The organism is Fervidicoccus sp. SLHALR4 (genome assembly GCF_058692745.1).
Genome location: NZ_CP182483.1, coordinates 1,236,810 through 1,261,203, shown reverse-complemented (window position 1 = coordinate 1,261,203; position 24,394 = coordinate 1,236,810). Strand labels below are relative to the sequence as shown.

At 45.4% G+C, this 24,394-nt stretch carries 31 protein-coding genes; 12 read left to right on the top strand and 19 right to left on the bottom strand.

Going from position 1 to position 24,394, the window contains the following annotated elements; all coding sequences use genetic code 11:
* Positions 1–67 precede the first annotated feature (67 nt).
* Together ACLGLO_RS06840 and ACLGLO_RS06835 are read left to right on the top strand one after the other, a co-directional pair.
* Positions 68–1,267 carry a glycosyltransferase family 4 protein gene (locus ACLGLO_RS06840; protein ID WP_492128153.1) on the top strand — a complete coding sequence of 400 codons (1,200 nt, stop codon included), beginning with the start codon at positions 68–70 and terminating at the stop codon, positions 1,265–1,267.
* A gap of 10 nt (positions 1,268–1,277) precedes the next feature.
* On the top strand, positions 1,278–2,393 hold the full coding sequence (locus ACLGLO_RS06835; protein WP_492128152.1) for a hypothetical protein: 1,116 nt from the start codon (positions 1,278–1,280) through the stop codon (positions 2,391–2,393).
* Positions 2,394–2,979: 586 nt separating this feature from the next.
* Here ACLGLO_RS06835 and ACLGLO_RS06830 read toward each other — a convergent pair.
* From ACLGLO_RS06830 to ACLGLO_RS06810, 5 genes are all read right to left on the bottom strand, one after another.
* On the bottom strand, positions 2,980–3,411 hold the full coding sequence (locus ACLGLO_RS06830) for a type II toxin-antitoxin system VapC family toxin (RefSeq protein ID WP_492128151.1): 432 nt from the start codon (positions 3,409–3,411) through the stop codon (positions 2,980–2,982).
* Entirely contained in the window at positions 3,395–3,601 is a 207-nt protein-coding gene (locus tag ACLGLO_RS06825) for an antitoxin family protein (protein ID WP_492128150.1), read from the bottom strand. Before ACLGLO_RS06825 ends, ACLGLO_RS06830 begins: the two co-directional genes overlap by 17 nt.
* A gap of 292 nt (positions 3,602–3,893) precedes the next feature.
* A complete protein-coding gene (locus tag ACLGLO_RS06820) occupies positions 3,894–4,187 on the bottom strand; it encodes a DUF5615 family PIN-like protein (protein ID WP_492129167.1) in 294 nt (97 codons plus the stop codon).
* Positions 4,188–4,233: 46 nt separating this feature from the next.
* The gene (locus ACLGLO_RS06815; protein WP_492128149.1) at positions 4,234–4,494 is read right to left on the bottom strand and encodes a DUF433 domain-containing protein; all 261 of its coding nucleotides are present in this window, start codon (positions 4,492–4,494) and stop codon (positions 4,234–4,236) included.
* Positions 4,495–4,706: 212 nt separating this feature from the next.
* The gene (locus tag ACLGLO_RS06810; RefSeq protein WP_492128148.1) at positions 4,707–4,910 is read right to left on the bottom strand and encodes an antitoxin family protein; all 204 of its coding nucleotides are present in this window, start codon (positions 4,908–4,910) and stop codon (positions 4,707–4,709) included.
* A gap of 283 nt (positions 4,911–5,193) precedes the next feature.
* Between ACLGLO_RS06810 and ACLGLO_RS06805 the strand changes: the two genes are divergently transcribed.
* Both ACLGLO_RS06805 and ACLGLO_RS06800 read left to right on the top strand, forming a co-directional pair.
* On the top strand, positions 5,194–5,487 hold the full coding sequence (locus tag ACLGLO_RS06805; RefSeq protein WP_492128147.1) for a DUF6364 family protein: 294 nt from the start codon (positions 5,194–5,196) through the stop codon (positions 5,485–5,487).
* Positions 5,417–5,956 (top strand): type II toxin-antitoxin system VapC family toxin, encoded by a 540-nt coding sequence (locus ACLGLO_RS06800; RefSeq protein WP_492128146.1) that lies wholly within the window; start codon positions 5,417–5,419, stop codon positions 5,954–5,956. The genes ACLGLO_RS06805 and ACLGLO_RS06800 overlap by 71 nt, the downstream gene beginning before the upstream one ends.
* Before the next feature lie 498 nt (positions 5,957–6,454).
* Here ACLGLO_RS06800 and ACLGLO_RS06795 read toward each other — a convergent pair whose 3' ends face one another.
* The 6 genes from ACLGLO_RS06795 to ACLGLO_RS06770 form a co-directional block, all read right to left on the bottom strand.
* Positions 6,455–6,598: a DUF4258 domain-containing protein gene (locus ACLGLO_RS06795; protein WP_492128145.1), complete on the bottom strand. Its 144-nt coding sequence runs from the start codon at positions 6,596–6,598 to the stop codon at positions 6,455–6,457.
* A complete protein-coding gene (locus ACLGLO_RS06790; RefSeq protein WP_492128144.1) occupies positions 6,595–6,816 on the bottom strand; it encodes a DUF2283 domain-containing protein in 222 nt (73 codons plus the stop codon). Before ACLGLO_RS06790 ends, ACLGLO_RS06795 begins: the two co-directional genes overlap by 4 nt.
* A 496-nt stretch (positions 6,817–7,312) precedes the next feature.
* Positions 7,313–7,735: a hypothetical protein gene (locus ACLGLO_RS06785; RefSeq protein WP_492128143.1), complete on the bottom strand. Its 423-nt coding sequence runs from the start codon at positions 7,733–7,735 to the stop codon at positions 7,313–7,315.
* Between the two features lie 23 nt (positions 7,736–7,758).
* On the bottom strand, positions 7,759–8,181 hold the full coding sequence (locus tag ACLGLO_RS06780) for a hypothetical protein (protein WP_492128142.1): 423 nt from the start codon (positions 8,179–8,181) through the stop codon (positions 7,759–7,761).
* Between the two features lie 59 nt (positions 8,182–8,240).
* Positions 8,241–8,453 (bottom strand): putative zinc-binding protein, encoded by a 213-nt coding sequence (locus ACLGLO_RS06775; protein ID WP_492129166.1) that lies wholly within the window; start codon positions 8,451–8,453, stop codon positions 8,241–8,243.
* 223 nt (positions 8,454–8,676) lie between these two features.
* Positions 8,677–8,814, bottom strand: coding sequence for an antitoxin AF2212-like protein (locus tag ACLGLO_RS06770; protein ID WP_492129165.1), 138 nt, complete (start codon positions 8,812–8,814; stop codon positions 8,677–8,679).
* Positions 8,815–9,336: 522 nt separating this feature from the next.
* Here ACLGLO_RS06770 and ACLGLO_RS06765 point away from each other — a divergent pair.
* The 7 genes from ACLGLO_RS06765 (at position 9,337) to ACLGLO_RS06735 (ending at position 15,668) form a co-directional block, all read left to right on the top strand.
* Positions 9,337–9,516, top strand: a complete 180-nt coding sequence (locus ACLGLO_RS06765; RefSeq protein ID WP_492128141.1) for a hypothetical protein — start codon at positions 9,337–9,339, stop codon at positions 9,514–9,516.
* Between the two features lie 85 nt (positions 9,517–9,601).
* Positions 9,602–10,750, top strand: a complete 1,149-nt coding sequence (locus tag ACLGLO_RS06760; protein ID WP_492128140.1) for a hypothetical protein — start codon at positions 9,602–9,604, stop codon at positions 10,748–10,750.
* A gap of 742 nt (positions 10,751–11,492) precedes the next feature.
* The gene (locus tag ACLGLO_RS06755; protein WP_492129164.1) at positions 11,493–12,359 is read left to right on the top strand and encodes an ABC transporter ATP-binding protein; all 867 of its coding nucleotides are present in this window, start codon (positions 11,493–11,495) and stop codon (positions 12,357–12,359) included.
* Complete coding sequence (locus ACLGLO_RS06750) at positions 12,349–13,629, top strand: ABC transporter permease (protein ID WP_492128139.1); 1,281 nt, start codon at positions 12,349–12,351, stop codon at positions 13,627–13,629. Before ACLGLO_RS06755 ends, ACLGLO_RS06750 begins: the two co-directional genes overlap by 11 nt.
* A 92-nt stretch (positions 13,630–13,721) precedes the next feature.
* Positions 13,722–13,904: a hypothetical protein gene (locus tag ACLGLO_RS06745; RefSeq protein WP_492128138.1), complete on the top strand. Its 183-nt coding sequence runs from the start codon at positions 13,722–13,724 to the stop codon at positions 13,902–13,904.
* Positions 13,905–14,125: 221 nt separating this feature from the next.
* A complete protein-coding gene (locus ACLGLO_RS06740) occupies positions 14,126–14,821 on the top strand; it encodes a DUF432 domain-containing protein (protein WP_492128137.1) in 696 nt (231 codons plus the stop codon).
* Positions 14,808–15,668, top strand: coding sequence for a mechanosensitive ion channel family protein (locus ACLGLO_RS06735; RefSeq protein WP_492128136.1), 861 nt, complete (start codon positions 14,808–14,810; stop codon positions 15,666–15,668). The genes ACLGLO_RS06740 and ACLGLO_RS06735 overlap by 14 nt, the downstream gene beginning before the upstream one ends.
* Before the next feature lie 68 nt (positions 15,669–15,736).
* Here ACLGLO_RS06735 and ACLGLO_RS06730 read toward each other — a convergent pair whose 3' ends face one another.
* The 6 genes from ACLGLO_RS06730 to ACLGLO_RS06705 all read right to left on the bottom strand — a co-directional run bounded on the left by ACLGLO_RS06730 (position 15,737) and on the right by ACLGLO_RS06705 (position 19,170).
* Entirely contained in the window at positions 15,737–16,507 is a 771-nt protein-coding gene (locus ACLGLO_RS06730; protein ID WP_492128135.1) for an SDR family NAD(P)-dependent oxidoreductase, read from the bottom strand.
* Between the two features lie 172 nt (positions 16,508–16,679).
* Entirely contained in the window at positions 16,680–16,910 is a 231-nt protein-coding gene (locus ACLGLO_RS06725) for a hypothetical protein (protein WP_492128134.1), read from the bottom strand.
* 20 nt (positions 16,911–16,930) lie between these two features.
* On the bottom strand, positions 16,931–17,344 hold the full coding sequence (locus ACLGLO_RS06720; protein WP_492128133.1) for a hypothetical protein: 414 nt from the start codon (positions 17,342–17,344) through the stop codon (positions 16,931–16,933).
* Positions 17,345–17,389: 45 nt separating this feature from the next.
* Positions 17,390–17,971 (bottom strand): energy-coupling factor transporter transmembrane component T family protein, encoded by a 582-nt coding sequence (locus ACLGLO_RS06715; protein ID WP_492128132.1) that lies wholly within the window; start codon positions 17,969–17,971, stop codon positions 17,390–17,392.
* Positions 17,946–18,689: an energy-coupling factor ABC transporter ATP-binding protein gene (locus tag ACLGLO_RS06710; protein ID WP_492128131.1), complete on the bottom strand. Its 744-nt coding sequence runs from the start codon at positions 18,687–18,689 to the stop codon at positions 17,946–17,948. The genes ACLGLO_RS06715 and ACLGLO_RS06710 overlap by 26 nt, the downstream gene beginning before the upstream one ends.
* Entirely contained in the window at positions 18,631–19,170 is a 540-nt protein-coding gene (locus tag ACLGLO_RS06705; RefSeq protein WP_492128130.1) for a QueT transporter family protein, read from the bottom strand. Before ACLGLO_RS06705 ends, ACLGLO_RS06710 begins: the two co-directional genes overlap by 59 nt.
* A 106-nt stretch (positions 19,171–19,276) precedes the next feature.
* Here ACLGLO_RS06705 and ACLGLO_RS06700 point away from each other — a divergent pair, with 106 nt between their 5' ends.
* Positions 19,277–20,656, top strand: coding sequence for an MATE family efflux transporter (locus ACLGLO_RS06700; RefSeq protein ID WP_492128129.1), 1,380 nt, complete (start codon positions 19,277–19,279; stop codon positions 20,654–20,656).
* Positions 20,657–20,924: 268 nt separating this feature from the next.
* On the opposite strand, the gene hypF is transcribed toward ACLGLO_RS06700, so the two are convergent.
* Positions 20,925–23,252: a carbamoyltransferase HypF gene (gene hypF, locus ACLGLO_RS06695; RefSeq protein ID WP_492128128.1), complete on the bottom strand. Its 2,328-nt coding sequence runs from the start codon at positions 23,250–23,252 to the stop codon at positions 20,925–20,927.
* A complete protein-coding gene (hypD, locus tag ACLGLO_RS06690) occupies positions 23,233–24,297 on the bottom strand; it encodes a hydrogenase formation protein HypD (RefSeq protein ID WP_492128127.1) in 1,065 nt (354 codons plus the stop codon). The genes hypF and hypD overlap by 20 nt, the downstream gene beginning before the upstream one ends.
* Between the last annotated feature and the right edge of the window lie 97 nt (positions 24,298–24,394).

Below are 24,394 nucleotides of genomic sequence, written 5' to 3'. Positions count from 1 at the left end.
TTTTACTATAAAATACGCTATAAAGACTTAAAAGCACTTCGGTTTTATATATTAATAGGGAATAAACTTGAAAATCTTACTCTTAACTTCGGAGTTTCCTCCTTATACTTGGGGAGGATTAGGAAGATATAGTTATGAAGTATATCAGGAGTTGAAAGGGAGAGGTATAAGAGTTACTGTTTTGGATATACCGTCTTATTATTTTATCGTTAGAGGTGAGAAGCCGAAAGATTCTATAATCATTAAAAAGGATGGCCATAATAAAATAATCCATGTTATAAATAATAAAATTCTTAACTTTTATACTACTAAAAGTATTTCGAACATAACCGCTTATGGTCTTAATCTATATCGGAAAACCCTGAAGAAACTCATAAAAGTAATTGATAGGAACTATGACATAATTTTTGTTCAGGATTACTATAATTCTCTGATATCTGCTCTCCTCCATCTTGAGGGTTTTTCAAATAATATTATCTCAATGCATCATCTACCTCTTTATGCTGGCTTCACATACTTTGATAAACCTGTATCCGACGAAATGCATCAATTTCTAGAATCTATATTAACGCGATATTCACAGAAAATCATTGTTCCTTCACAATTTACTAAACGAGTTTTAATTCAGATTTATAATCTAGACCCAGAAGACATAGTTGTAATTCCACTAGGTGTTAGAGTACGTTCTAGGGTAGGAAGCAAATACATTATCAGAAATACAAGAAAGGGCAAAAAGAAAAATCTAAAGCTCTTATCCGTTTTGCGATTCACTGAACATAAAGGGTTAACTTATATAATTGCTCTTACGAATGAACTAAGGAGGAGAGGTCTAAACTTTACATATACTATAATAGGGGATGGACCTAGGTTAGAGAGCTTTTTTAATTTGATAAATAAATATTCTCTTACACCATATATACATCATAAAAAGTTTACTAAAGATGTATCTATATTCTATAGTCATAACGACATTTACATTTCTACATCTCTCTATGAAACTTTTGGGTTAGCACTATTAGAGGCTATGGCATATGGTTGCATCCCTATAGCTTTTAATGTTGGGGCTGTTAATGAAATAATTCAAGATGGTACTACAGGGTTTTTGGTAGATGTCGGAGACATAGATAAGATGGCAGATTATATAGAAATGTTTTCAAGAGAAAGAGATAAGCTTCTTTTAATTAAGAAGAACGCAAGACTATGGGCAAGGAAATTCTCATGGAAAAGGCATGTTGATGAACTTGTGAGAATATTTAAAGAATTATAGGTAATGTCTCATGTTAGACAGAGGGTTCATAGTAATATGGTATTACCATCTTCCATCAGTTAGCACTGATGATGAAATTAAAGACCTAGTTAGAATAAGCTTAAAGCCTTTGCTCCTTCTACATAGGAAATATTCAAAGCCATTCACATTAGCAGTCACTGGCAGTCTATTGAAACGTATAGGTAAGATAGACCATGAAATTATCAATTTGATGGAATCCCTTATTAGTAAAGAAATACTAGAGCTTGCATCAACATTCTATTATGAAATTTTTCCCCCGGTAGTCCCATACAGATTCCTAAAGACCCACTTAGAAAAAGATTTGAGTCTTAAAGGGGAATTATTTGGAGTAAAGCCAACTACTTTTTTCCCTCCTAATTTCACATGGGTATCTATTCTAAGTGAACTGCTGCCTAATCTTGGAATAAAAAATGTGGTATTAGACGAAAGTCATCTTAAATTATGTTTCAAAATTCAGACATGGAAATGGAATGTTTCTAGAACTAATGAGATGAAATCAGTTTTAATAGATACTTATCTTGATAGAAGAGAATTGCATAAAATATATACTTATAGAACCAGCAATAATAAAGAGCTTAGATTGTTTTTTAGAGACTTTGATGCAGTGAAGAACCTAAGTTATGGGAATTCAGGCCTTTTCCATAAACCATTTGAATGGGATAAGCTGGAAAAGTACATAAATAAGGTTATCTCCCAGCTAAGAGAAGGAGACTTCATAACCCTAGCAGATGATGGAGATAGGATTAATCCGATCTCCCTCTATAATTATAATAACTTCTTAAAACATTTTAACGAAAATAATTTCTCTACTCCATCTTTATTGGCTCATAGCCAAATTTCTGCCAATAAAATCAGTTACTTACCATCGTACTCTATAGCAAGTTTAAGAAACTTTTGGCTAAATGATTTAGATAGTTTTTATTATTTAAATTTATTAAACGAAATTTATAAGTTAAGCATTCACAAACCAGAATATATAGAGCCTATACAAGACGATATTATGGAGCTGCAGGACGTTTACTTTCTCTTCTGGAAAACCCTGAGTAGGAAGAAGTATTATATGGAGAAATTGTATAAAATCCTTGAATATATTATAAATCAATAAATTTATTTATAATATTCCAAACTCTATTAAACTTTATATTTGGTATATCTGGGCACCTGAGGGTTACTAGCAGATGATGTAACTACTTGTGGTACTACTACAATATGAAAACAGAGCTTCAACTAAAATTTTGATATTTTTAGTGTCCTCTTCTTTTCTTGTTGCTGGCTTAAGGGACTTACGCTAGGCTGTGGTGCTTGTATCACTTGGATTATGGCTTCTTATGTTACTTCGCCAAATGGAGTAGAGCAATTATAGAGACTTTTCGTTTGATATCTTCTTTTTAAACTAGTTTCCAGATTATCCGTGTTGATACCATGGAAGATAATCGTTCGTGAAAGATGTTTCCACTTGATGTTTTTTATTGGAAACATAGTTAATAAATCCCGAGCCTTTGGCTCCGAAGGTCTCGGGTTCAAATCCCGGCGGGCCCGCCGCAAATATCTCTTCAGTCATCATTAGGCTAAGAGTGAAATGCATCAGTAGCTAAAACTGCTAAATGCGACCAGGATCCACTCAGTCTTGATAATCATGGTGTAACTTTGATCGCCTATGGTATCGAAGTTCACCTGAACTCTAAGGGCTCCTAGGGTATAACCTTCAGCCATGGCACTCGCTTGAAGTCCTCATCGAAAGTAGCAACTGTGCTTATACCATGTTTGAGCGCAGCTACTGCTATTAACGCATCGTTGGGCAGCAGTCCATAGCTTTCTACTAGGTTTACGAGTTCCTCTATGCTAATCTCCTGCATTATCAGGTTGAAGAGCGAGAGTAGAGGTCTCACATCCTCCTCTAAAAGGTTCCTAATCCTATCATCTTGCTTAGTTATTAGCTCTTTGAGCTTATAGCTGGAGGCATCTAATGCGAGCCTTAGATAGACGTATAAAGTCTCACTGACTATCGTCCCTGTTATATATCCACTCCACTCACCGTCAATCGCTTTCTCTACTAGGGTCCTCGCATTCTCATCTCCAGCCAAGTACTTTATCAGTACGTTGGAATCATAGAGGACCTTCAATTTCTACCTCCTCTATAACCTTATCAACATCCTCAGGCCTGACCGGGGGATTCCTTCTCTTGAGAACTCCAAAGAGTTCACCTACTGGCTTCTCAATCGATACTAGCAGAACCTCTCCCTCCTCTAAATCCAAAGGTTCAAGGGGTTTGAGAACCCCATTCTCGTACTTCACTCTAATAACCTTAGACATCTCCTAGCCCCAAGCATATGCTTGGGGTTTTGAAGCAATAAGCCTTTCCCATGGGGCTGGATGTTTCCAGATTATCTCTACCGATATCTATATTGGTAATCAATTGTGGAGAGTGTTTCCAGTTTAAGGTTTACACTGGAAACGTTATTTATAAGTCTCAGGCCTTCGGAGCCGGGGATCCCGGGTTCAAATCCCGGCAGACTGCCACATTATATCAAGTTAGTTGGTAGTATGTTTAATTATAGTAAGGTTCTGTCTATGATGTAAACTGATTGTTCTGGTGGCTTAGAAGTTACGGTATAAGAGGGTGCAGCTCTATAGTGGTAGATGTGACTATTGCCATAAATGGCTTTCTCTCAAGATATTCTAAGGCTACTACAATGTTTCTAGAGAGTCTTACAAGATTGTCTTTTCTTACCGGTTCCGCTATATAGATAAGCCCATACTCTATCTTTCTCCTTAAACTCACTCCTAAGAAGTCGCTGTCTCGTGTCAGTACGATTCTTCCATTGTGGTTTGCTAGGTCTACTATTTCTTTATCGCCTATACCTCGATACTCCGTCTCTGGCATCCATACTATGTCTATTCCTATGTTCCGGAAGAGTCTTATGAGGGGCCATGGTATGTTTTCATCAGCTAGTAGCTTCGACTGCGACCACCTCGACTTTTCTCAGAGTTTCCATGGCAAAGCGTAGAGCCTCATAGACAGCCTCCAGGGGTATCTTGTAGTTTTCTGAGACCTCCTCAGCGGTCCAACCGTTAGCTAGCGCCTCAAGGATATCATCAACTGTTACACGAGTTCCTTTAATGGTTGGCCTGCCACCACGCCTTCCTGGCACCACTTCGAGCCAATTATATCCTGGTAATAGCACCATCTTCCTGGGTACCTCCATGCCTCATCTTACTTATGAGGGTATTGCAGTGCTATATTTTTTAAGGTACTACATAATAGAAAAATTCAAACTGGCTTCATTCCCACCCTGAAGAGTGAGGCTTTCAAATGTAACCGAGACATGCTCTGTCTTGGATAAGATTCCAACAACTAGATCCGACTTTGGCTTTATATCATGGAGCAGATAGACCAGAGCGTTGGAGTCGAGATATATCAAATGTGTTCGGCCTCTTCTATTGCCTCTTCTAACAGCTCTGGGTCTACACGGCCCAGGACTCCACGATATCTCTCTAGTATTCTTTTCCTCTCCTCCACATCGATTATCTTGATAAGAAGCTCTTTGTTATCCTCTATGTCAAGCGACTCTTCAGGTACTAGCACACCGCTCTTATATTTCGCTTTAATGACCTTGGACAACCCTTGCCCCCTCTCCATTTAATCTTATTAGGAAACCAGTCAATTAGGTTTTTCTCCAGTAGTGATCATGAAATAGAAACGATTGGAGACATTGTTTATAAGCCTCAGGTCTTCGAAGCTGCAGGATCCCGGATTCAAGCGATCAGGCCTACTGCATAACTCTCCTATGGTGGACTAGAATTCGTGGAGCATTGGCAGATTAGGAGTATCTCATGATCCTTCCAGCGAGAGAGTCCAAAGGCTTATTAGTATGTAGATACGTATATACGTATAGGAGTATACCATGGGAAAAAGGAAGGTAACTCTGAGCATCGAGGAGGAGGTTCTCAGGGAAGCTAAAGTCGTAGCCAGTCTCGAGGGTAAAAATCTCAGTCGCCTCGTCGAGGAATACCTGGAGAGCTTAGGAGCATCATGGTGGCTAGAAAGGTTCGCCGCCAGTCTAGGCGTAGAGAGGCTGGAGCCGACCTCCGAGGATGAGATCCCGAGTTGGCGGCCTGAGGGCTTCGATGCAGCCCAGGCCGTTAGAGAGGCTAGGAGATCCCGGGAGGAGAGAATACTCCATGACATCAGCAAATAGTGAATGCTACTACTTGGACACTAGCGTCCTCGTTAAACGCTACGTTAAGGAACCAGGTAGCGAGGTAGTTGACGGAATCTATACTAAGGCCTACAGGGGGGTGGCAGTCATAGCCACCTCTTACTGGAACATTACGGAGGCGGCAGTGGTCTTTGATAAATATGAGAGGAAAGGGGGCCTTAGTGCTAGGCGTTTGTTGGGGGCCCTAATACGTGAGTCCCGCACCCTCGCAGGACTTCTAAGGCTGAAGCTGGTGCCAATATCCCCCACCTTGATCCAGGAGACCGCTGAGCTCGTTCTGAAGCACCATATATACAGCGCAGATGCCCTTCAGATAGCCTCGGCGCACTACGCGAACTGCAGGCATCTGGTTACAGCCGACAAGGGGCTCGCTGATGCGGCAGTTGCTGAAAACCTGGAGGTTATCACCGTGGTAGGTGAGGCGCTGGGGTCGGGAGAGAAGCCCTAGACTCGAATCCCTGTCTTTATCCTTCCCGCTCGCACCCAAACGCTTTCTCTGCTATGGTTCCTGCCTTCTTATCTATAGTGAAGTACTTTATTAGTAAGTTGGAGTCATAGAGGACCTTCAACTTTAGCCTCTTCTATAACCTTCTCAACTTCCTCAAGCTTGAACCTAAATCTTCAAGAAATATAGCTGCCCACACCTAGCTATATTTGCTGCTTTAAAGATTAAAGGGTATGCAGTAGAATGATTATACCGTTGAAAAATTACTAATTATGCCTCCTAACATATTGTTGCAAATTCTACTTGAATACATGCAACAAAGCGATATAGATTTCAGCCTTCGTACTCGAAAAGTTCGGGTTTTAAGAGGTGTTCTGTAGTATCGAAATTCACTTTGCCTTTTCATGGCCTTATTATAGGTATTTGTATAGCTTTGACGTATAATAGGCTGTTATCACTATGACCACTTCACCTTCTCTCCTGAAAACGACTACTAAGACCTTATCGTCTTGCTTCTTTAATACACTTAGATTCTCTGCCCTCAATAATCTTCTCCGGATTATTTAGACAGTTTTCAGAATCCTTTAGACTTATGCCTCGTTGCTTCATACGCTCTACTGCGTGAAGAGTATAACGTATCCTCAATTACTAATCACCAATGTTTCAGGGCCCTCCATGACTAGTTTCTTCAGATCTATCTCCCTGCGGGAGAACTCTAGAACCTCTATTCCAACTATTTCTCCCTTGCTGTTAAAGTCAACTATAACGCCAGGAGCAATCTCATCGGAGTCTGCTACCTTGTCATCTTTAAATTTAATGTACAATGCGTCGGCTACCTTGTCATAGCTAATTCTAGCTTCCATAAATACCTCACCTAATATTATGAACCATATCTAGCTAAATAAGGATAACGAGAAATTCCTTAGATATAGATACTCTCATCATAATTAGAGCCGTCAATGCTGACGGCTGTATAGCTGAAATTATTACTGCTACTGACTGACCAAGCTATTTCTGGTCCTGCCCGGGAGCCTACTACTATTGTTCTCCTCTATTTGCTTTCTGGGATGAAGAGCTAGTTGGAACAAATTCAGTACCGATTGATCGGGTTGGCGGTAGTATATGCATTCCAATTAGTACATGTCCAGCTACGATCAATAGAGAAGCCGCAGAGCTCAACAATACGATAAACAATGCGCTCAAGACCGGCGCATATAAACCACGCACGCCACAAGTCAATAGATGCAAACTAGATAAATCCTCTGTGTTGTATAATCCATGATTGATTGCAAAGAGCCGCCAGCCGACTGAAATAGCTGACCCGCCTATTCCACATAAGATATTGGCGAACAAAAATATTCAGAAAGTAGTACCGATGGCATATAGCACAGCCTTGCCGACAATAGCAAGCATTCCTAATCGAAAGGCATTCAGAATATATGCTGGCGTGTCGTTCAGATGCTCTCCCCAAAACCATGAGGCGACTACTAATGCTATACCATTAGCAGCTAACAGCATTCCAATCTGAGTATTGTCTAAACCTAATCGTTTCACTTCAATCAATGGTAGAGCAGGTAGCATCATCACCATTCCGGTACCAGCTATCATGAAAGTTAAAACCATACGGCGAATAAGTTTATCATGGCGCAATATTTGCCACGGTGAAACTTTTCCATTTGTATCTAATTCAGATAAATTTGGGAAAAACAGATAAAACACTGCTGCAAATCCAGTGCTAATAGCAGACATCGTCAAAGTGACGAAGACGCCCAATGTATCCATTAACCAGCCCGCTAGTGCATTAGCTAGAGCATGTACGCCGCTAAAACCGCTTGCACTCGTCCTATGCAAGAGCCGATACGATCGGGGTGAATGACTTCAGCTAGTGCCATGTAAAGAGGATCGTTGGCACCATAGAAGAAATAATAAAGCAATACAAATAAGGCAAAGGTCAGTGGATAGCGCGCAACTCCCAGAAACAAAAGTACGATAGCTGCCCCAACCAGTGAGCCAATTGATAGTTCACGCACACCCCAGTTTCGGGCCTGTGATACCCAAAACGGTGCAAGCAGGTCCGCTACATACGGAGCACTGATAATTAAAGCTAAGACCCAAGGGGAAGCGCCCAAACGAGTAGCAAGCACAGCAAAGAAAGCCGTGCTTAATCCCGTTGCTAATCCAAGATTAGCATGAATAATCATATCAAGTATTCCTGTACGGTTGCTCATTTTTACACCTGAAAGTCTAACGGGGTACTGGTGAATCGCTCAAAGGGAATTTTCGCCCATCAGGGCGGTGAAGAGGTCAACTCCCTTACTATTCTTACTACTGCATCCTTAACTTTGTTGTATGTGTTCTCATCATATTCAAAAGCGGTGAAAGGACCTTTCTTCTTGATTCCTAAATCCAGTTCTAGATTGATATAACTATCAATCTTGATTCCTAAGGATTTAGCTATATTACTAGCACATGCTTGATGACAGCCATCGATTACCACTATATATTTATTTTTTTGCTTGAGCTACTTGCCTAGGAACTTTCGTTGCTAATGCTGGTAGTGATAATACGCCTACATCATTAAAATCTTTGACAATATCTAAGACTACTTTAGAAACCAAGGTACCATTATTCGATGCATTACTGCAACAACCTAGAATACCTATCTTCGGATAGGTCATAGATTTCCCAACTTCGCTCAAGTCCTACTTACCTATTTTTATTGTTTAATTAAACATCATCCCATATATATTCCCACTCTTTGTGGACTCCCTAGCAGTCTTAAGGTACTCCTTGCCCTCCTCAAGATCTACGCTACCTAAAAGCTTCAGCATCCCATCCTCATTTTCATACCTCACATGTATAATCTTAGACGCTTCTAAGCAACAAGTATATGTTTAGAGCGTCGGGCAATCAGCTTTTCCGTAAGCTGATGTTTTCAGATTGCCAGTATTGAGTATACTAAGGGATAACTGTTTGCGAAGCATGCTTCCAGCCTACGGTGTCTATTGGAAACATCTTTTTTTTTATACCACCAATCTTCTGAGCCGAAGATCCTGGGTTCAAATTCCGGCGGGCTGCATACCAAAACCAGAAAAGTTTTCATGTTTCCCGAATGTCGCAAAACAGGAGGATGGTGACCATGGGAAAAGACATGCGCACAGCTAGCGAGGGGCAGGCCGCAGAGGTCCCCCCGAACTTATACCAGAGAGATAGGGCCTTAAGGGGGCCTGGGAGACCTCCTTGGCGTAAGCAGGAGCGCTTTACACAGCATCCTCGATGGCGAACAGAAGCCTTCATTGAAATACTACAGGAACAGCTAGTACAGGTGCCTAGAGGGTAAGGCCTTTGGGTGGCACCTGCTGAATCAGCTGGAGAGGAAGAAGATGATCTGCGATGATAGGGAGTACCACCCGACGTCTTGGTCCAGGCAGATATTCAAACAATACGTGAGGTACCCGTACTTGGCCAGGAAGCTGGACTTCAAGATGTATATGAGGCTTCTTCTCTCAGTACCCAGAAAGCGCTGCGGGCGCAGCTCAGCTAAGAAGACGTCGAGATTGTGAGATGGTTCTGTGAATTGATGTTATATATTAAATTTTCCACCATCTTTATATCGTTGCAAGACAGTAATAAAGTTAGGGAAGAATTATGGCTGATTATGTTTCCCTGCTCATTATAGCACTAATACTGATGTTCTTCGTTGCCCCTCCTGTTTTGAGCACCACGGCTTTCGAGAACTACCCGGGGACATACCCACAGGAGATATACATTAAGGCGGTGGGCGACGATGGTTCTCCTCTCCCCAATGCCAAGGTATACCTCTACATGATGACAGAGAACGGTTGGAAGCTCGTAGGAACGAGGTATTCAAATTCTGCGGGAGTAGCTTCATTCACTCCAGGCCTGCCTGTCTATTACTTCACGATATTCAATCCCCCTTCGTCCGTCGAGTACATCTACAGATCGGTTAACCTCATGGCGGTGGTGGAGAAGGGCTCCTACGTCGGCCTCTACACTTTCGCTGTTGACCCGGGAAAGGACTCCAACACGCAGAAGATGGTTTCTGTGGTGGCGCACAGCATCCCGAAGAACAGCACATTAACTGAGCAGTTGATACGCAACTATCCTGCCCCCTCTCCAGATGCCACGATAGTTCTGAATCAGTGGTACCAGAACACCCCAGTGCTGAGGTTCTCCACCAACTACAACATATCTGCCGTGTGCTACTATCCAATGGGCTCCAAGATAAGGATACAGACAAAATGGAGAGATCCGTCAAGCCCCAGTGGTATTTGGTACGATGGTGGATATGTAGAAATAACCCTTGAGAAGGGTGTCGAAAGCCCTTGGTTCAACGGCGGCCCGCAGATTATAGAAGTTCAGTTCGGATTCAAGTACCAGGACTCGTATGTGACTGGCAGCGGTAGCTATATAGAGGTGGTAAATGCAGTTGACACCTCCAACGATCCTTATCTCTTTAAGTACTTGTTTTACAACTGGGACGGCCAGCCGGTTAGCGGAGTAGTTGATAGTATTATGGATCAAAATAGTACATTATACATTCCTGTTTCGGGAGGCAGCACATATATCTTCAGTGTGCAGATAAGCTTGAACGCCAATATAATTCCTCCTAGCTTCGGCGCAAGCATCTCGCTGGGAGTAACTAAGGTGCCTGATCCTAAAGGCACCTTGACAATAAAAACTGGCTTCTGGTACCCAGGGGCTATGGCCAAGATAGCAAGCTTAGGTGATAGTAGCTACCTAGACACGAGGGCCTTCTGGCTCAGCTCCTCTTGAACAAAATCTTTTTAAAAAAAAACTTGTTTTCAAACTTCTTCCTATGAAGATGAGTGCCTTCTGATGCATTGTTAAAACCTCAAAGAAAGCTGTAGAGAATCCCAAGGAGCCTTGGAAACGGGTTGATCCAGAGGGTAATGCAAGAGGGGATTCATTTATGCTGCACTGCTAAGTAGCAACATCATCTAAGCAGTGAATCAGTCTCAAGCTTTATGGAACCATACGCTAGCGCTCGCAGAATTCACTAAATGCTCAATCAACTAGAATGATTCAGCTATGGCAAACCACTGCTTATCGAACTCTGTGAGTACTATGTATCAATAAGAGGGCTTTCGTCAAACAGCCTACTGCTTGGAATGGAAAAACTAGCTTTGAGGATGGACTGATCAAGGCAGTTGTATAAAGTGGTGAAAATGTCGACGAAGAAAATGAAATATCATAATATTAATCTTAATGAGGCTCAAGAGGAAAAAAAAACCTCTGCTGTCTATACCAGTACGTAGCGAGTATTGGCTACATCACGAAGCTTCAGGAAGCATGCGGGAACACACCGAGCGATCTGTTTGGCTTGATATGGTAGAAAATTATGCTTTTTAATGCTACAGAAACTTCTGTGAAAATTTTTATATTTATACCGAAATTTTATTCTATAGCTTTTATTTAAGGTGTGGAGAGAGTGTTTGTTGAGGCTACAAATTTAGTTAAGAACTACGGTCAGATCAAGGTGTAGGACGGACTTAGTCTGAGAATTGATAAACCAATTGTATATTCGCTTCTGGGTCCCAATGGAGCCGGCAAAACAACTCTCCTCAGTATTCTGGCAGGAATCCAAAAGCCTAACAGCGGGAAGGTGCTGTTAAAAGGCTACGAATCCACTTCCATAGAAGCAAAGCGTGTTGCAGGTTACTGTCCGCAGGACTACTCTCTCTATGAAAGGCTCAGCGGCTGGGATAACATATTCTTCTATGCTTCTCTCTATGATGTTCCAAAGAATGAAGCTAAGAGGAGAGCAGGAGAGCTTCTCAATATGCTCAATCTTGAGAACTTTGCGTCTCAGCGGGTCTCGAAATACAGCGGCGGTATGAAGAAGAAGCTCTCGCTTATTGTTTCACTGTTGCATGATCCAGAAGTGGTTTTGCTTGATGAGCCCACCGAGGGCCTCGATCCCGATAGTAGAGTCAAGGTATGGGAGATGGTGAAAAGGATGAAAAGCGAGGGAAAAGTGGTTATAATCGCCACTCACAATATGGATGAGGCTGATAAATTCTCTGATATTGTTGGAATCATTGATAGAGGAAGGCTTCTTGCGGAGGACTCCCCGGAGAACTTGAAGAGAGTTTACGGGCCGCCGAGCGTTATTGAAATCGCTCTTCCCGAGAAACCTCCTGAAAAACTTTTCAGCTATCTCGGGAAAGTTTCAGAGGAGTTCTATGTCGATGAATACACGCTGAAGGTGCATGTTGATGATTCCGATAGAGCAGTACCAGTGCTAACAGAGCTTATATATGAAGCTGGTTCGAAGATTGAAGCTCTCAGGGTTGTCAGACCAACCCTCGAGGACGTTTTCTTCAAAATTACTGGGAGGAGGCTGAAGCAAGATGGGTTCTAGAAAGCTGTCGGCATTTATAGTGAAAGACTTGAAGATGATTATGAGCGACAGAGCATCAATATTCTGGATAATTGCCTGGCCGCTCATCTGGATTATTCTGGTTGCATATGTATTTGTGCCACCCGGGAGTGCAGCACCTATCAACATAAATGTGGGAGTTGTGAACCTGGATACCACTTCAACCGGGAATGCGAACTTTACAAGCGCAGACCTGATCAATATAATGAATACAACCACGTATAATGGCAGTAGGCTGTTCAATGTAAAGCTGTACAACGATACCGGGGCTCTTGAAGGTGATCTAAGAAAGGGCAGAATCGATGTTGGGATTGTCATTCCAGAAAACTTCAGCACAATGTTAGCTTCTGGCACGGCGGAGCTGAAGGTGTTAATTGGAGGCGGGGACCAGTATTCCAGCTCTATAAACTTTGCAGCAGTGAGCTCATTTATCAATGAGCTTGATAGGCATATAGCTTTAACCAAAGTCGATATAACTATCGGATACATTGAGCACACTTTAGGCGGTTTTCCGCTGTCTCAGCCGGTCATAGATGTTATTAGGAATTTCATGTACGGCATTGCCGTTCCAATCAACGCGAGCTACGAAGAGGTGAAGCCTGAGACATTCTCTTCGAGACCAAACATATTGGGGTGGTACACAATAGGAGCAATAGGAATGATGTTCCTCTACACTGGGTTCTCATATGGAGCAAGCGCCTTATATGAAGAAAAGGAGCGTGGTACCCTCAGAAGAATTCTCGCATCGCCAACGAGGTCGTGGGAACTCGTTGCAGGTATGGTGCTGTCGGGTCTAGCAGCAATGATTCTCTCTGCGATAATAGCTCTTTCTGTAGGGTTGCTGCTTGGAGCACATGTAGTTTTCAACCCGTTCAATCTTTTGCATTGGGTAGCAATACTGCTGCTGTTTGTCGGGGCTGTCATGAGTATAGGCATCGGTATGGTCCTCTCGATTTTCGCGAAAACCAGCAGAGGGGCTGGGGGTCTTGGAACAGTTCTAGGGCTCCTGCTGACATTCTTGGCGGGTATATGGTTTCCAGCATCATTAATGCCGAAATGGGTGCAGGTGTTGGCAAACGCATTTCCGCCGACATGGGTCTTCAACGCAGTCAGGAACATCGTTGTATTCAACTTAGGGGCCGAAGAAATAGGCGCCAGCTTGGCTGAGATACTTGCATCACTGGCTGTAATACTGCTGCTTGACATTGTTATCTATAAGTACAAGCTGAGGAAATATATTGAAGAACAATGAGATTAAAGGTATATTTTATTCCAGAATATTTTTTGAGCTGGACGACATAATTGAAAGTGCTTTTTGGGGTAAATTAGGGGGGAGATGAGGTCGTGGCAGAGAACCCTCAAGACAGGCTTGCATTGAGAGCGTTGAGGCCTATGGTTGTTGATGTTGATCCTGAAGTTGTTGATGAGCTCCTCCGCGAAGAGCAGAGCATGGAAAGAAGAAGTTATGCGAAGATGGCTTCACATGGTGGAGAGAGCAGTCCTAATGCCGACAAAGTTATATGCTAGCGCCTGAAGATAAGTCGTTTAGTCTCCTCTAGGCTTCCCTCTAATTCCTCCTCAGCATTCCAGCAAACGCCTTTCTATATAAAAAGTTTATTAGTTGTGGGGAAGCTTTATTAGGCGAATCTCTGTATCTCAGCCCATAAGATTAAACTCTGAAAGAGGAGAAACTGTAAACAACATTGCTGAAGAGATTCACACTTAATTAAAAGCTCGGTGCTCGCGATATGAGCGTGCTGATGGATTTCAGAGTGGATGCAGAAGCAGAATTTGACTTCAGCATTGTGAAGCTGAAGTTCGAGAGGGTAGCAAGAGATCTGGTCAGAGTAACGACATTCGATGCCGAGGGGAATGTTGAATCTCTTTCAGCTGGCGTGGAGGAAGGCGATCTCATAAGCTTCAGGCCTGTACCTCCGGCTGGTTTCAAAGTCAGCACAGACAAGCTGATGGTCAAGCTTCCGGAAGCTCACGTTTTTCTGCCAAAGAGATCAGCCTCGATTGTTCTTCGGTTCCCCGCTGATCTAGGGGTGTTTGCTGGGGGTTCGCAGATCCTGAGAGTTCCGCTGAGCAGAATCAAGTATGCCCTGTATGGCCCCTCCGATCTGGGCACTCTGTGCAGGTATTTCAGCTCTGATATTCTGGAATCCTCTTACCCAGGAGCTCTTGGCTTCGTGAAGCTGAACGTGGCCAATTCTTATAAGGACCCTGTGTCCGTTGGAAAAATCGTGATTCCCGCTGAGGGTTTGGGAATCTACGTAAACGAAGAGAATGAGATCGTTTTCAGCTCAGTGGACATCAGCATCATTGACCCAGGCTATGCTGAAGTTACAACCAACGTTAAGCCATCGCTAGAGCAAGCAAATTTCAAATACTCAATGAGAGGACGCGCAGTTAAATATTCTATGCATTATGGTTTGGTCTGAGGGGGATGGAGCAATGAGCGTTGATTTTATAGGGGCTTTTATAGGGGCTTTGATCTCCTGGATGAACAGCCACCTAATGACTGCCGCTAAAATATCAGTAGCTCTAATTGCAATCGCACTCTCCTACTATGTAGCTGAGCTGATATCCTCAAGAGCTGTTAGGAAGAGGCTGAAAGCTTCTCCTGAGGTTGCACATAATGTTGCGAGAGGCGTTAAGTGGTCGATAGTTGCCTTAGGGTTCTTGGTCGCCTTATCGGTGCTCGGCATCAACCTCGGCGGTCTTCTCGTTGCCGCGGGCTTCACGGGGATCGTTGTCGGTCTCGCGCTGCAGCAGACTCTCAGCCAGCTCTTTTCGGGAATATCTCTATTGCTTGAGGGAAGAATCAGGGTGGGAGATTGGGTGATGATAGGAACGAGCGGAGGTGTAGTTGAGCATGTAGGTCTCATGACCACTCAGATTAGAGCCTGGAGCGGAGAGATCATTTCTCTTCCTAACAACAACGTCTTTTCAAACAACGTTACAAACTTCTCAAAGGCTGTTGCCAGAAGAGCAGATTTTGATGTTGGCATTTCATATGCTTCCGATATTGATAAGGCAATGAGCGTTGTTCGCTCTGTCCTTGAAAAAAGCGAGCTTGTTCTGATAGACCCTCCTCCAACAATCTGGGTTGATTCACTGGCTGACGGCTTAGTGAACATCAAGGTGATGTTTTGGGTTCCGACGCAGCACTACTGGACTGTGAGGAGCGATATGATTAAGGAAATTAAAAAAGCGCTGGATAGAGCTGGAATTGAGATTCCCTTCCCGCAGAGAGTCGTCTGGCTCAGAAAAAAAAGAGCAAGCTGATGCTTAATAGTTTTTTTGTCCATGGCAATTAAAAAATGAGTTAGTATAGGCATGGATTGCTGAAAAGATTACTGCGCCGTGTAACCACCATCAACTACGACTTCCGATCCGGTCATAAATGAAGATTCGTCGGAGAGCAGGAATACGATCACGCTTGCCACTTCTTCAGGTTTGCCCAATCTCCCTAATGGGTGGAGCTTTGCCAGCTGCTCATACACGGCCTGCTTGTTTCCTGTGCTTTCTGCATACCCTGAGACCATTGGAGTTTCTATGAATCCGGGATGAACCGAGTTCACTCTTATACCGTATTTAGCATAAAGTAGCGCGTCGGTCTTAGTCATCAATCTCACTGCACCCTTAGATGCGTGGTACGGCGGGACGTCTGGAGCGCTGACTATGCCGTAAATCGATGAGAGGTTGACGATGCTGCCTTTCTTGTTCTTCATCATGTAGGGGACAGCGTATTTCGTGCACAAGAACACACCATTAACATTAACGCTCATGACCTTGTTCCACTCTTCTAGGGTTATCTCGTGCGTCGGTTTGTTCACACCCGCAATTCCGGCATTGTTTACCAAGCCGTAGATGTCTCCCAGCTCTTTTGCGATTTTGCTGAAGACTTCTCTGACTTCCTCCTCTTTCGAAACATCGAGCTTGTAGAATTTTGCCTTCCCTCCAAATGCTTTGATCTCTTCCACAGTCCTCCTCCCCTCAGCTTCATTCAAGTCGCAGACGGCAACAATGGCGCCTTCTTTCGCAGCCGCTATTGCTGTGGCCTTTCCTATCCCCATTGCTCCGCCTGTTACAACTACAACTCTTCCCTCAAGCCTACCTGCCATTTTTCTCACCATTTTTCATTATTTAATTATATTAAATTAGTTAATATTTTTTTCTTTTAATCTAAATCTTCTAACTATTTAAAAAGAAATAACTTGTTTTTTAAAAAGTTAAAAATGAAAGCTGTGCATCTTCTCTCAGCAAGTTCAATGATTGCTTTTTTCCATCTAATGATCAAATAAGCGAAGCCCTTCGAGCTGTAGAAGTTGCGAGCTGGCGCTTTTTAAGGAGCGGTATTCGAAGAATTTTTCTGAAGTGGAAGACGTATACGAGGTCGAGCGGCGTCATCTTCGTGGCAAAGCCTACAAGCTCAAATGAATTTTTCAAAAGCTCCTTCAGTGCTTCTTGCCCGCTGAGGGAGGACTGAGAGAAAATGAGGTCTCCGCCATTTCTGAGCTTTTTCACTCCAAAGCGGAGCACCGCTTTCAGGAGCTTTTCATCCCTTCCCCCGCACCAGTTGAGATCCAGGTAATCGAGAGGGTCGAGGGGCAGGTATGGAGGGTTGGAGAGGACCAAATCGTACTTTCCGTTGTGATTGAGAGGGGGGAAATGTCGAAGCAGTGGGCCTCAACGGAGAACCTCTTTGCTATGAATATCGAAAGAGCTCCGGAGCCGCACCCTATTTCAAGAGCTTTCCCCTCGGCGCCTACTTTTCCAATGTACTCCATCATGAGCTCCGTAGAGAATGTGAAAGCAGGGTTGAATATCCCCTCGGGAACGAAAAGATCAATTCCTCTCAAATTGAATCTCCTTTTCACCATTGGAACAGCTTTGTGGGATAGTCTGAGCATCCATCTGGCAAGCTCGGCCCTGAGCTTGCTCGTGCTTCCCCCTTTCATGAAAGGCTCACTTCTTTACTGAATGCTTTTCTACCAAGCTCCTTTTCAGTCTCCACCTCTAGCCTCGATGCTCTCCTCGAGCTTCTCCATTTTTTCGATCAAGCTGAAAATGTATGAAATTAGCAAAGGGACGTAGGACCAGGGCTTCTTCATAATGGCTTCATAGCCCCTGCTTTCAAAAGAATCGGCGATGCTCCTGAATGAGTTCATGAAGAAGAAGATGGATGAGTATGCGTATGCGAAAATCCTGCTCTTGAACATCGTCTCAAAATCCTCGTTAGCTGTCGTCGAAGCGAAGAGCATGAGAGAGATCATTGTTGAGAGAGTGTAGAGTGAAGAGCTGATGACTTTCTCGAGAGAGCCGCCGAAGGCTAGGCTGAGGGCATCTATGGGAATTATCGTTGCTGAGAACAGGATGATCCCGCTTGCAAGAACTCGCAAGCCCCCGGATGAAATCAACATCGCTGAAGCCAAGAAGAGGGCAGAAGCAGCTATTTCGTTTCCGTGAGGCAGCAGAAGGGAAGATATTGAAGCGAAAACGACAAGGAGCTTGAGAACAGCGAAGATCCTTCCTCCTAGCGCGGGCTTCTTTTCCCTGAGCTTAATGATTTCCTCCAGCGGATTCAATGAGGGCCCTCCTCGTGACGATGTTGTATCTTTCCATTTCATCCTCCGAAATTTCTTCTTTCCTTCCATCCTTCACAATTTCTCCTCTCCTGATAAGAACCACTCGATCTGGAGAGAGAGCATCCAGCATCACAGCATTGTTGAGAGCAACGACCACTATCTTTCCTTCCCTCCTGTACAAGTTAAGGAGCCTGAAAATAGAAAGGTAGCCATCGAGGTCCATGTCATTGAACGGCTCGTCCAACAGGACGACGGGCTGATCTGCCACGAGGACGCTGGCTAAGCTGACCCTCCTGGCTTCCCCGCCGCTCAGCTTGAACGGATTTCTGTCCAGCAGCTTCTTCACTCCCAGTATATCGAGGACCTCTTCCCTTCCAGGTAGGCCCGTATTTCTGAGGATGAACTCCACCTCCCTCCTGACGTTTTCCTCAAAGAAGCCGTGGTAGGGGTTCTGCCAGCAGTACCCAATTAGCTTCGCCCTCTCTCTTGGCTTCATCTGTAGTATGCTTCTTCCCTCGAGGAGGACGTCTCCCTTCTGAGGCTTTATGAGACCCGCTATGCTCTTGAGGAGGGTGGTTTTCCCACTACTGTTCTCTCCAACCAGAGCCGTGATCTTAGCGAAAAGATTGAGCGATATGTCCTTGAGGACTTCCTTTCCGTTAAGCTTGACGCTCAGCTTCGTTATTTCCAGCTTCATTCCTCTTCTCTTCCTCCGCACCGAACCTCTTCTCTAGCCCAAGAGCGAGGAGATACCCGCCCGCTCCGAAAGTAAGGATCTCTCCAAGAGCCACTCCTCCAAGAGCATAGATTGTCGGCACTTGGTATATTAAGCTGAGCAGGACGTAGCCTATGGTGAAGTCAACAGCTGCTATGCCGAGAGCTATTCCAGCAGCGAGAGAGATTTTTCGAGAAATTGGGAGCCTGCTGGCAACGAGAACTGCGGAAGATGCGAGGAAGTTGGCAAAGGTTCCGAGGATCATGTCGAAGATCCCATAGGGGGAGGCCAGATTGGAGAGGAGAGCCCCTACTGTGAGGCCTATTACAGCCTTCCAGCAAAACCTCTTCGAGAAAGGTAGAGTGAGGAGGACATCGCTTATCCTAGCCTGCACAGGACCGTAGGCTATTGGGGCAACCAATATAGTGAGGGCAGCGTAACCTCCAGCTATTAGTGATATCTCGAGCGCGTCTTTGAGCTTCATGAGCAACCCCTCTATTCAGCCTGCTCTCCATTCCTTTATTAATCTTTGTTGAATATTCAAAAAAAAATGCAAAGAAGCACGAAAGAATTGAAGGAAGCGAATTCTGATGATGGAGAAAGGCAGAGGAGGAGTCGTAGAGGAGAGGAAGAAGAGGATACTGGAAGGACCTCCCCTCAGAACCCTCCTCTGGCTCTCCTGGCCTACAGTGATTGCGAACTATGTGAACATGGCCTATAATCTGATAAATGCCCTCTGGCTGGGGAGGCTGGGCGTAGGGGAGTTCGATGCGCCGACGATAACATCCACAGTCATATGGATGTTCCAATCGATCGGCATGGCCTACTCCACAGCGGGGTCAACCATAATCTCGCAGTACTTCGGAGGAGGAGAGATGAGGAGATCGGTGAAGTCATCTGGTTTCACGGTGTTCTTTCTCCTCCTCCTCAGCATATTTATAACGGTTCCAGCTTACTTGGCAACGCCCGCCCTGGTCTCCCTACTGAACACGCCGCAGAGCGTTTACCCATATGCAGTCTCGTACATGAAAATAAGCATGCTCGGCACCCCCCTCGTGTTTCTCTCCTTCGCCTTAACCTCAGTGATGAACTCGTACGGAGATACGAGGACTCCGACGAAGATCAACATTGCTGGAATCGTGTTGAACATGATACTGGATCCGCTGCTCATTTTTGGCTTGTTCGGCCTTCCCAGAATGGAAGTGACTGGGGCGGCGGTTACATCCAATATAGCGAGGGCCTTTCAGGCAGCGGGTCTCTATGTGATGATATCGAGGGGAAGCCTCGGCATTTCTATACCGAAAGAGGATGTCTCATTCGATGCTTACATATTCAAGCTCGTGAACAAGGTTGGTCTACCTCTTGCAGTTCAAAACGTCGTGATAAACCTGGCCTTCTCGATAATGATGTCGATCGTCGCTTACTTCGGAGACGCTCCAGTTGCGGCCTACGGAGTAACCCTCCGGCTCCTGGATATAGTCCAGTCCTTCACTTGGGGGCTGAACAGAGGGCTTTCCATAATGGTCGCCCAGGCCCTCGGAGCTGGAATGAAGGATAGGGCGAAGAAGGTAGCAGAGATCGCCCACAAGTTCGTGTTCACTGTTCTTTTGATCGGAGCTGCTCTTATATCGATATTTAGAGCAGAGCTGATAAGGGCCTTTATAAACGATGACTCTGTCGTCTCGGTGGGCTCATCTCTCATGATAGCGTTTGCTGCTTCGCTCCCATTCCTCGGCCTTTTCTTCACAAGCAGCGCTTTAGCCACAGGATCAGGGAAGACTTTGAGCTTCACCATCCTCTCCATTGTGAGGCTGTATGTTTTCAGAATAGGGCTGAGCGTTCTCCTGGGATTCCTTCTGGGGATGGGGATGATCGGCGTTTGGATAGCCATCTCTCTGAGCAACCTCTACGCTGGAATAGGAGGGTACTTGTGGGCGAGGAAGGGGATCTGGCTTTCTAAAGCAGTCTGAAGAGCTTTCACCTTTTCTTGATCTGACCTCCTCCCAGCTCTGAAGAGCGAAGGTTCCCTTCAGGAGTTCACCTGTTCCCCGCATTGTGTTCGAGAATACATCTGCCATCTGCGTCGTAACCAAGAAAGTCAGAGATCCCTTCATCTGGATCGGTATTCTTTCCACAAGTTCGGGGGTAACCCTTATCCTTACCGAGAGGGTTAAAAATTTCATTGCCATTTCATTGTTAACCAAATACTAAGCAAGCTTATAGGCTTTCATCCTCGCTTTAAAAGGCGAGGCTTTCCTTGATGTAACCGTTAAGTATAAGACCTGCATAGATGGCCTGCCCGAGCGAAAGCCCTCCATCTCCGGGCGGCGATAAGCTTGGAACGATCAGCTTCCTCCCTCTCTCCTCGACTGCCCTCTCTATGCCCTTCAGTATTATCCGGTTCACTGCAGCCCCTCCGCTCACCACAACATATTCGCTCCTCGTGCTTTCCGCGGCGATCTTCCCAAAGGCTTCCCCAATTCTGCTGAGAAGAGTGTAAATGTATCTCCCAGCCTCATCTCTTCCAATCAGAGGGATGAGCTCCAACGCTTCTTTTAAACCGATCTTCTTCACTCCATCGATTTCCTCTAATCCAACCGCGAAATCTCCCTCTTCTCCGACCTCAGCGGCATCTTCTAGGATCATCGGTATCTCTCCGTCATAGTCAGCAAAGCATTTCATTCCTAAAGCGCAGCCAACTGCATCGAGGAATCTGCCGAGGCTAGTCGAAGATGGGATCCCCTTATTCTCTGATTCAATTATTCCAAGCAGCTGCATTCCTCTCATTTTCAAATCTTCAGGCATGTTGAAGGAAAGGAGGAGGTCCTCTGCTCCAGAGCCAAAAAGCGACCAGAGGACTCCCGCGAGCGGCCTCACAGCTTCCTTTACGGCGAGATCCCCTCCCAAGAGGGGGAAGTCTCTGAGCGAAGCTATCCTCCTGCATCCCGCTTCATCGATGGAAAGAATTTCGCCTCCCCAAATGCCCCCGTCCTCTCCGTATCCAGTACCATCTATGGCTATAGCTGCAGATCCCTTCAGCTCATCCCACGGAATCTCAGCTGCTGCTTGGAGGGAGTGAGAACAGTGGTGCTGAACTCTGATCTCTTCCTCGAAATCGAAGTGAAGGAACTTCTTGTAGTGGAAATTCTGGGGGAAGGATGGGTGCTTGTCGAGAGCAACGGCGGCCTTTTCTCCGATAAGCCCGTACCAGGAGCCGAGCTTGTTGATTTCGGAGAAGAGGGATTTCATTGAGCTGTAGGTCTCCATGTCCCCAACATGGGGAGTGAGGACAATTTTGTTCTCAAATGCTATAGCCCCGGTGTTGTTGAGGAAGCCGCCGAGAGAAATGACATTTTTTGGGAAGGTAAAGCCGACCTCGATCCATGCTGGAGCATATCCTCTGCTCCTCCTGATCATCAGCTGCTTCTCTCCTGCGAACTTGACCACGCTGTCATCGGCCCTGTTGGCTATCCTTCTGTCGTGATCGAGAATGAAGTCCACAACTCCCCCCAGCGAGTTGATGACGCAGGAAAGCTCAGTGCATGTTGGCTCCCCTGAAATGTTGGCGCTTGTCATCACCGCTACCCTGTCCTTGATCGATTCTAATAGGAGGAAATGGAGCGCCGAATATGGAAGCATGAAGCCCAAGGTCTTCAGGCCGGGAGCAACTTCAGGCGAGATCGGGCTCTCTTCCTTCTTTCTGAGGAGGACGATGGGCCTCTGCGGAGAGAGGAGGGCTTTTCTCTCGCTTTCGCTGACGAAGGCATTTTTTTCGACAGTCTCGAGGTCCAGGGCCATTAGTGCAAAAGGCTTCCTCCCCCTCCTCTTCCTCTCCCTCAGCTTACTGAGAGCTTCTGAAGATGTTGCCAGAGAGGCTAGGTGATACCCACCGATCCCCTTAACTGCGACTATGTACCCTTCATCGATGAGCTTTCCAGCATCTCCAACGGGATCTCGAGACTCAATTTTTCTTCCCATTGAGTCTAGGAGGTGCAGCTTAGGGCCGCAGATCGGGCAGCTTATGCCCTGCGCATAGAACCTCCTCTCATTGTTCACGTCAAAGTACTCTCTCTCGCATTCCGCGCACAGAGTGAACCTTCTCATGGAAGTGTTCTCTCTATCATATGGAGGCTTGAGCATGATCGTGTAGCGTGGACCGCAGTTCACGCATGAGTGGAAAGGGTATCTGTAGAACCTCGATCTCTCATCCCGCAATTCGCGGAGGCAGTCATCGCAGATCCCTATGTCCGGAGACACCATCGATCTTGCCTCGCGGGCATTTCCGCTCTCCAATATCGCAAATTCTTTCCATCCCTCTGTGGGGACTTCCCTCTCATCGATCCTCTCGATAAGAGCTCTGGGGGGGTGGTGGAGCCTGATCTTCCTTATGAGCTCATTTATCTTATCTTCGCTCCCCTCAACGTGCACAATTACTTCGCTTCCTCCCATGTTCTTGACATATCCCTTCAAATCAAGCTCAGAAGCCAGCCTGTAGATGAAAGGCCTGAATCCAACGCCCTGTACTATCCCAGTTATGGTGATCCTCTTAGCTTTCTTTTTTTCCAAGAGACATCGCCCAGATCCTGCATGTTCCCTCAATGCTGACCATGCACGGTCCATAGGGTCTTTCGGGCGTGCACCCCCTCATGAAGTGAGGGCAGTCCGTTGGAAGCGCCATCCCGAGGGTTATTTCGGCGCATCTGCAGCCGGGAAGGGTGTCGTTTTGGTTCTCCTCATCCTTCAGTCCAAATTCATGGAAAGCGTCGAACTGCTTCCACTTTTCTCCCAGAAAGAGCCCGCTGTTCGGGATCCTTCCAAAGCCCCTCCACGCAGCATCTCTAACCTCGAACCACTTCTCAATAGCCATTTGAGCCTTCGGATTGCCTTCATACCTCACAACTCTGCTGTATGTGTTGATCAGCCTTGCCCTCTTTTCCCTCAGCATCCTCAGCAGCTCTATAATCGAGATCAGAACGTCCAGAGGCTCGAATCCCGAGACAACCGTTGGAATGCCGTATTCATTTGGCAGGAATTCCCAGGCCCTTGCCCCAATGACAGCAGAAACATGCCCGGGGGCAATTATCCCGTTTATATTTCCCTTTCCGTGCTTTTCGAGGGTGAATCTCATAACGGGAGGAGTGAGCCTGTGAGCACTCAAGATTTTTATTTTCCTCCTCCTCTCTAGTAGCGAAACGGTCGCCGGCACAGTCGTTTCGAATCCAATAGCAAGAAATACCGCTTCTTTATCTTCGGCCCTAAGAACATCAAGGGGGGAATAGACTACCCTGACCTTCCCTCCTCTCTCCCTCGCTTCCATCAAGCTTCTCGGAAAATCTTTTTTCGTCCACTTTATGCCGGGAAGCTTATAGGAATCGCCGAACGTGATGACTTCGATCCCTTCCATCGACAGCTGAATTGCCTGGTCAACGATCGAGGCGGGAGTTATGCAGACCGGGCACCCTGGCCCAGGTATTAGCTCTATGCCACGAGGAAGAATAGATCTTATTCCAGCAGTTACAATCGTGTGCTCATGGGTGCCGCAGAAGGTCATTATCTTGGCACCTTTTATTCCTTCTGCAGCCTTCTTGACATGTTCTTTAATGTCCAGCATTTCAGCATCAACACCAAAAAGCGGTTCATCACTCCAATGAGAGAATAAGCTCAAAGCATTTAATTTAGATTATGAAGGAGGCTAAAGATTTCAGAGG